General features: G+C 40.8%; 7 protein-coding genes and 1 pseudogene. 4 read left to right on the top strand and 4 right to left on the bottom strand.

Features of this window, described 5'->3' with window-relative positions; genetic code table 11:
* The 3 genes and pseudogenes from CLV99_RS19790 to CLV99_RS19780 all read right to left on the bottom strand — a co-directional run.
* Positions 1 to 327: pseudogene (locus CLV99_RS19790) on the bottom strand (hypothetical protein); the annotation flags it as partial.
* Between the two features lie 81 nt (positions 328 to 408).
* Complete coding sequence (locus tag CLV99_RS19785; protein ID WP_133586236.1) at positions 409 to 858, bottom strand: protein-disulfide reductase DsbD domain-containing protein; 450 nt, start codon at positions 856 to 858, stop codon at positions 409 to 411.
* Positions 859 to 970: 112 nt separating this feature from the next.
* Positions 971 to 1,744 (bottom strand): biotin--[acetyl-CoA-carboxylase] ligase, encoded by a 774-nt coding sequence (locus tag CLV99_RS19780; RefSeq protein ID WP_162850166.1) that lies wholly within the window; start codon positions 1,742 to 1,744, stop codon positions 971 to 973.
* A 47-nt stretch (positions 1,745 to 1,791) separates the two neighbouring features.
* On the opposite strand from CLV99_RS19780, the gene rsfS reads away from it, so the two are divergent.
* The 4 genes from rsfS (at position 1,792) to CLV99_RS19760 (ending at position 5,625) form a co-directional block, all read left to right on the top strand.
* Entirely contained in the window at positions 1,792 to 2,166 is a 375-nt protein-coding gene (gene rsfS, locus CLV99_RS19775; RefSeq protein ID WP_133586234.1) for a ribosome silencing factor, read from the top strand.
* Between the two features lie 30 nt (positions 2,167 to 2,196).
* Positions 2,197 to 4,272: an ATP-dependent zinc metalloprotease FtsH gene (gene ftsH / locus CLV99_RS19770; protein ID WP_133586233.1), complete on the top strand. Its 2,076-nt coding sequence runs from the start codon at positions 2,197 to 2,199 to the stop codon at positions 4,270 to 4,272.
* A gap of 70 nt (positions 4,273 to 4,342) precedes the next feature.
* Positions 4,343 to 4,990 carry a LutC/YkgG family protein gene (locus tag CLV99_RS19765; RefSeq protein WP_133586232.1) on the top strand — a complete coding sequence of 216 codons (648 nt, stop codon included), beginning with the start codon at positions 4,343 to 4,345 and terminating at the stop codon, positions 4,988 to 4,990.
* Between the two features lie 5 nt (positions 4,991 to 4,995).
* Positions 4,996 to 5,625: a rhomboid family intramembrane serine protease gene (locus CLV99_RS19760; RefSeq protein WP_133586231.1), complete on the top strand. Its 630-nt coding sequence runs from the start codon at positions 4,996 to 4,998 to the stop codon at positions 5,623 to 5,625.
* A 1-nt stretch (position 5,626) separates the two neighbouring features.
* Here the strand turns inward: CLV99_RS19760 and CLV99_RS19755 are convergent, their stop codons facing one another.
* On the bottom strand, positions 5,627 to 7,165 hold the full coding sequence (locus CLV99_RS19755) for a YifB family Mg chelatase-like AAA ATPase (RefSeq protein ID WP_133586230.1): 1,539 nt from the start codon (positions 7,163 to 7,165) through the stop codon (positions 5,627 to 5,629).
* Positions 7,166 to 7,430 lie beyond the last annotated feature (265 nt).

The raw sequence follows: 7,430 nt of genomic DNA, 5'->3' as shown, positions 1-7,430 counted from the left end.
GATACAGGGCATAAAGAATGCCGCAAAACCACCCAAAAGACCAGCGATAAAGATACCCCACATCGACTTATCATCTGCAGCGGCACCATCTGTAGTTACAGCTGCTGTAGCATCTACCGTCGCAGTACTGTCGACCTGCGCACTACCAGTATCCTGTCCATCAGAGAAAACCAGGTCGTCAGGGACTTCAGCTCCTTGGGTGCTGTCTGTGACGCTGCCATCTGTAAACGTAACATCATCGAAGGACACCAATGAGTCTTGCGGTGAAGCTACAAGTGTAGTCGCAAAGAAAAAGGAGAGTAAAAAAGAAAACAGATAAGTCTTCATAAAGTTGAAAAAATTGTTGAATTATAAAAGTATAAAAAAAGGCAGTAAAATACTGCCTTCTCTATCTTGGTTGTGTAAAATCTACTTTACAGTAACAGCAAAGTTATATTCGTCTGGAGGAAGACATTGTGACTTGTCACATGCTTGCCACTCTACTGTACCTTTGACGGTAGCTGTACCTTTATTCAATTTAACTTTTTGCTGGAATACAACTTCATTAGTGAAGTAAGGTACATTCATTTTGAAAACCTCTTCGTATTTTGTCTTAGCTGTAGGTTCTGCAGTCTTTCCATTTAAAGTATAATCTTTAGATGTTTCGAATTTGAAAGAAGTTGGGATTGGACCTCCATCAGCTACATTTTGCGAGTAGATGTTCCATCCGTTCTGAATTGTAGCTTTTACGTAGACTACAGCTTCGTTTTTGTTTAATTTTTTGTGTGCAACAGACCATTTTACTGGTTGGTGGATTTGTGCTAGAGCACAAGTGACTGTCATTAAGACAGCAGCGATTAGTAAGCTAACTTTTTTCATAATAAATCTAATTCTTCTATAACTTGTATTTGACTCTATGACTATCTTCAAAGGCATAAAGTTTAATGCTAAGGTACATTTATTATTACCGTATGAGCAAGTAAATTTTTTGTTATAACTGATACGTGAGCTCTTTTAGATCATACTTTTTAATCTCTTCTTTGTGTCGGATGATAAGGAGCCCGTCATTTCCTACACCTTCTATGCGGCCTTCGGTTGAGACACCATTTACTGTGAAAAAAGTATCGGTACCTTTCAAGAAGAGTCTTTCGTTGTAAAGTCCGAGATAAGTCAGAAAGTTGCCCTCTTGGAATATATGCTGATAGTCCTGTAGACGTTTTTGAACTCTCTTTACGATGTCTAGAATGCTCAAGTCAATTTTAGGGTTTTCTAGCGCTAATGAGGTGGTTTTGTGCGCTATCTCTGTTGCAAACTCTTTCTGATACACATTGAGGCCAACGCCTGTAACAACCGTTCTGATGGACTGTCCGGATACTTTACTCTCGATAAGGATCCCCGCAATTTTTCTCTTGCCCACCATAATGTCGTTGGGCCATTTGATATAAATGTCTTTTTTGATAATTTCTTTGAGGACGTCATAGACTGCTAGGCTAGCATGTACAGTCAACGCAAATTGGTCTGCAATCGAAAGGTCTACAGGACTATAAATGAAGCTTGCAGTCATGTTGGTGTTCGCTGGAGCCAGCCAGGAAGTCCCTCTCTGCCCTCGTCCAGCAGATTGATGTTTTGCCATAATGGCAGTAAAACCTATCTGTGGCTTGAAATTTGTCAATAATTGTTTCGAATAATCATTTGTAGAAGCTGTCGACTCCAAAACAATTATAGAGAGGGGCTGATAATGTCCAAAAAATGTATTATTTTGCAAAAGATAAAAGATTTTAAAGTTTTTGAGTAAAACTATAACATTTCTTAATGAGTATAAAGAAAAATTCAGAATTATCCAACAAATTGGCAGAGGTTGTCGTATTGGGGATGCAAGAGAAGAAAGGTAATGAGATTGTGAAGTTGGATATGCGAGAAATCAACGCTACTATTTCTGATTATTTTGTAATCTGCCATGCCGATAGTAATGTTCAGGTAAATGCGATAGCACATAGCGTTGAAGAGGAAGTATATAAAGCGTTCGGGCAAAGCCCATGGCATAAGGAAGGGCAAGGCAATGGAGAATGGATTTTGCTTGATTTCGTAGACGTGGTTGTCCACATATTTAAGACAGATACGAGAAGTCGCTATCGTATAGAAGACCTTTGGGGAGATGCAAAGGCAGAATCCTACCAAAGTGCATAAAAAGAAATTCTAAAGACACGTAATATTGTAATGAAGAAAATTCCAAGTAAAAAAATAACCCCAACTCCTCCAAAATTTAATATGATGTGGCTTTATATCGCCATGATATTAGGTTTTATTGCATTGAACTTTTTGTATAATAGTGAAAGTGCGGAGAAAACTACTTACGAGAACTTTGAGAAGAACATGCTCCGTGCCGGAGATGTTGAGGAATTAATAGCTTATAATAAAGGTAGTATCGTCGAGGTAGAGGTCTATATCAAAAGTGATAAGCTGAAGAATGATCCCAAATACAAAGATTTGGCACCGTCGGGAAATAGCTTAAGCTTCTCGGCTAATAAGGGGCCTCAGTATACCTTTACAGAAGGATCTGCAGAAATATTGAACCAAAAGTTGGTTGAATCCCAAAAGGATTTGCCTGAGGGCACGCCAAAAATATCTGCCAAATGGGAAGAGCGCTCCAATGCATGGGGAGGATTTTTTATCTCCTTTATCTTGCCATTGATTATCATCGTAGCATTATGGATGTTTCTTATGCGCCGTATGGGCGGTGGTGGTGCCGGTGGCGGTGGACAGATATTCAATATCGGTAAATCAAAGGCACAACTTTTTGATAAAGAATCACAGATCAATATTACTTTCAATGATGTTGCCGGCTTAGAAGAAGCCAAGACAGAGGTAATGGAGATTGTTGACTTTTTGAAAAACCCGAAGAAATACACTGATCTGGGAGGAAAGATTCCAAAAGGAGCTTTACTAGTAGGCCCTCCAGGAACAGGTAAGACATTGTTGGCCAAAGCTGTTGCTGGCGAAGCACAAGTTCCTTTTTTCTCGTTGTCAGGTTCTGATTTCGTAGAAATGTTTGTCGGGGTAGGAGCATCACGTGTACGTGATTTGTTCAAACAAGCCAAAGAAAAAGCGCCTTGTATCATATTCATCGATGAGATTGATGCAATTGGTAGAGCACGTGGTAAAAACTCAGTAATGGGAGGAAACGACGAGCGTGAAAATACATTGAACCAGTTATTGGTAGAGATGGATGGATTTGGAACAAATGTGGGGGTTATTATCCTTGCAGCGACCAACCGCCTAGATGTATTAGACTCGGCTTTATTGAGACCAGGACGATTCGATAGACAGATTTCTATTGATAAGCCGGACTTGATAGGTCGCGAACAAATATTTAATGTACACCTTAAACCATTGAAGCTGGCAGAAGAAGTCGATGCGAAAAAATTATCTGCACAGACTCCAGGATTTGCCGGTGCCGAGATTGCAAACGTTTGTAATGAGGCCGCATTGATAGCAGCACGTAAGAATAAGCGTGCAATTGAGATGCAGGATTTCCAAGATGCAATCGACCGTGTTATTGGTGGGTTAGAAAAAAAGAACAAAATTATATCTCCAGAAGAGAAGAAAATTGTTGCCTACCACGAGGCAGGTCACGCTATAGCAGGATGGTTCTTGGAGCATGCCGATCCATTGGTCAAGGTTTCTATCGTACCACGTGGAGTAGCAGCTTTAGGTTATGCACAGTACCTACCCAAAGAGCAGTTCTTGTATACTACAGAGCAATTGCTAGATAGTATGTGTATGACCATGGGTGGACGTGTAGCTGAGGATATTACTTTTGGACGTATCAGTACAGGAGCGCAGAACGACTTAGAACGTATCACAAAATTAGCTTACGCTATGACAGCGGTTTACGGGATGAATCATAAGGTCGGAAACGTATCCTTTAGAGATAGTTCTGGCGAATCGCAGTTCCAGAAACCATACTCAGACCAGACTGCAGAATTGATTGATGAGGAAGTACGTGTATTGGTGTCTGCTGTTTATGAGCGTACAAGACAGTTGTTGTTGGATAATCAAGAAGGCTTGATCCGTATAGCTGAAAAGCTATTGGAGAAAGAAATTCTATTCCAAGCAGATTTAGAAGAGATCTTAGGAAAACGGCCTTTTTCAAACCGTACAACTTATGATGAGTTTGTCAATGGAGGCGTAGATGGAGGAGGAGTTCCTCAGACAGAATTGCCAATTCCACCGATACCAGAAGAAACTCAAAATTCTGAACCTTCGGAGAAACTGAATGAAGATAATGTATAAAAAATAGAGGGCTAACCCCCTCTATTTTTATCTTTAACCTATCCATATCGTACTCATTACATCACGACGAATGAATATTAGAAATACCACAGCAAAAGAAAAGATGCTCAAGAAGATACGACAAGCTCTTCTTCAGAAGCGTGATAACCCACATCCAGACTTTGAAGACTCCGCTTTGTACAAAGACGAGGAAGAGTCTCTAGATGTTACTTTTGCACGTGAGTTGACTGATATAGGCGGGAAATTTGTTTATTGCGACGGTGAGATTTCTGTTATAGAAAATTTAATTGGTCTTGTCGAAGAGTTGGGAATGACAAAGATCTATGCGTGGGAACCATCAGTGAATGTACTGTTAAAGCACTACGGCTTCCCTTACCTTGCAACCGATAGGAATTTTGAACAGGCGGAGATAGGGATTACTGCTTGCGAAGCTTTGATCGCACGCAATGGTAGTGTCATGATTTCAAATGCCAATGAAGGGGGACGCCGGTTGAGTATCTATCCACCAGTACATATTGTATTGGCTAAGGCATCGCAATTGGTTATGGATATACGTCACGCCATAGCACAGCTAAAAGACCGTTATCCAACTTATCTGCCTTCCATGGTGACGACTATTACGGGACCAAGCCGGACAGCTGATATAGAAAAAAAGCTTGTATTGGGAGCGCATGGCCCAAAAGAGCTCTACGTTTTTTTAATCGAAGATAGATTCTAAAACTAATGATTCAAGAATATATTTTACACACACCGGTAGCGTCTGTTTTTTTTGCTGTTACGATTGCGACCAGTATATACGCATTTTCTAATCCACAGTTATATGGTTCGATGATGCTTCACCCTTATAGCATACACCGGGACAAGAGCAAGTGGTATACTGTATTTACCAGTGGAATTATACATGCAGACTGGGGGCATCTATTATTCAATATGATTACCTTTTACTACTTTGGTTTTGCACTAGAACGTTTTTTTGTGCAAGTGAGTGGTGATATTGGACATTTGTATTTTGCCTTGTTATATATAGTGAGTCTCGTATTGAGTGATATTCCTACTATTGTACAGCAGAAAAATAACCCTGGATATTATAGTTTGGGTGCTTCCGGAGCGATATCTGCTGCGCTCTTTGGCTATATTCTTTTTCAGCCCAAAGCGATGCTTGGTATCTTTATGATTATCCCCATGCCAGCCTATTTATTTGCTGTGCTTTATATCGGATATTGTATTTGGGCATCTAAGAACTCCAATGACCGTATCAATCACGATGCGCATCTATTTGGAGCACTATCTGGAATATTGATTACAATTCTATTTTACCCTTGGATTTTTAGGCACTTTATTGACCAGTTCTAGGCTAGCCAAGCCAAGTTTGTCTATCTAGGTTCCGGAATTGTATCGCCTCTGCCAGGTGATGGTTCAGGATGCGTTCGGCATTGTCCATATCGGCTATGGTACGGGCTACTTTGAGTATTCTGTCGTATGCCCTGGCCGATAAATTTAAGCGCTCCATCGCATTTTTAAGCAATTTTTTACCAGATTCATCCAACAGACATAGTTCCTGTACATATCTCGAGGGCATCTGGGCGTTGCAGTGTATGTCTTTTTCTTTGGAGAATCTTTGTTCTTGCACTTGTCTTGCCTCTATCACACGTTGCCTTATTAAATCACTTCTCTCCGTTTCATGTTGCTCCGTCAATTCGTTGAATTCAACAGGGGTGACTTCGATGTGTAAATCAATACGATCTAATAATGGCCCCGAGATTTTACTTAGGTAGCGTTGCACGACCAGTGAACCACATAGGCATTCCTTTTCGGGATGATTATAGTATCCACACGGACAAGGGTTCATCGCAGCGACAAGCATAAAGCTCGCCGGGTAATCTACACTGAAACGAGCACGGGATATGGTAATACTTCGAGATTCAAGAGGTTGACGCATGACCTCAAGAACTGTCCGTTTGAATTCCGGTAACTCATCCAAAAATAAGACCCCATTATGAGCTAGCGATATCTCTCCAGGTTGGGGGCTACTGCCTCCTCCCACCAGCGCAATATCAGAGATTGTATGATGTGGTGCACGAAAAGGCCGTGTATTCATGAGCGATTCCTTTCGGGATAGGTTGCCCGAGACCGAGTGTATTTTGGTCGTCTCCAGTGCCTCTTCAAATGTTAGGGGCGGGAGTATGCTAGGGAGTCGCTTAGCCAGCATTGTTTTGCCAGCTCCGGGTGGGCCGATTAGAATAATGTTGTGTCCCCCTGCTGCTGCAATTTCTAAAGCACGTTTGATATTTTGTTGGCCCCTCACATCCGCGAAGTCCAGTTCGTGGCTGACGGCAACTGTTGGAGCATCATTGGTCAGGGGACTTGAGGTTTGGGGCAATTCCGTTTTCCCATTGAAAAAATCTACGACCTGTTGTAAGCAATCTATACCGAGTACTTTGATACCTCCAACGACGGCTGCTTCAGCAGCATTAGACCGAGGTAAAATGATTCCTTCAAATCCATCTTTTTTAGCTTGAATGGCAATAGGCAGTATCCCTTTCACAGGTTGTACATTGCCATCTAATGATAGTTCCCCTAAGATTAAATAACCCGACAGTTGTGCTTCTTGAACCTGCCCCGATGCCGCAAGGATGCCTATAGCGATGGCTAGATCATATGCGGACCCTTCTTTCCGGATATCTGCAGGTGCCAAATTGACAACAATCTTTTGTCTTGGCATACGATGCCCAATTGACAATATGGCGCTTTCAATACGTTGTAGACTTTCTTTAATTGCATTATCCGGAAGACCTACGATATAATATTTAGTTCCAGTAGACACATTTACCTCCACCGAAATGGTAGTTGATTCTATACCGTAAACTGCACTACTAAAGGTTTTTACGAGCATAATTTTTAGAATTGGTTATTCTAAAGATAGCTAAAATATGTTAATGAAGGATGTTAGTTTGGACTTGTTTTTGCTGTTTACTGATAAATATGGTATATTATAGGAAGAAAGATAGATCAGGATTATTTATTTTAAACGATTTGGTCTTTTTATTGTTAATAATATAGTAGAGTGATGAAGTTAGGATGGCCATACAATGAACTTCTCTAACTTATAAAATGTAATATATGAAATATCCGTGTAGCAGAACTGTACAAGCATGGAT

It is taken from the genome of Sphingobacterium yanglingense (genome assembly GCF_004363245.1).
In the GTDB taxonomy this organism is placed as follows: Bacteria; Bacteroidota; Bacteroidia; order Sphingobacteriales; family Sphingobacteriaceae; genus Sphingobacterium; species Sphingobacterium yanglingense.
The sequence above is the reverse complement of the archived record's forward strand: the minus strand, read 5'-3'. Positions and strand labels throughout refer to the sequence as shown.

Coding starts and splice junctions, on each gene's coding strand:
- CLV99_RS19785 (WP_133586236.1), bottom strand. CDS start 858: ATGAAAAAAGTTAGCTTACTAATCGCTGCTGTCTTAATGACAGTCACT.
- rsfS (WP_133586234.1), top strand. CDS start 1,792: ATGAGTATAAAGAAAAATTCAGAATTATCCAACAAATTGGCAGAGGTT.
- ftsH (WP_133586233.1), top strand. CDS start 2,197: ATGAAGAAAATTCCAAGTAAAAAAATAACCCCAACTCCTCCAAAATTT.
- CLV99_RS19765 (WP_133586232.1), top strand. CDS start 4,343: ATGAATATTAGAAATACCACAGCAAAAGAAAAGATGCTCAAGAAGATA.
- CLV99_RS19760 (WP_133586231.1), top strand. CDS start 4,996: ATGATTCAAGAATATATTTTACACACACCGGTAGCGTCTGTTTTTTTT.
- CLV99_RS19755 (WP_133586230.1), bottom strand. CDS start 7,165: ATGCTCGTAAAAACCTTTAGTAGTGCAGTTTACGGTATAGAATCAACT.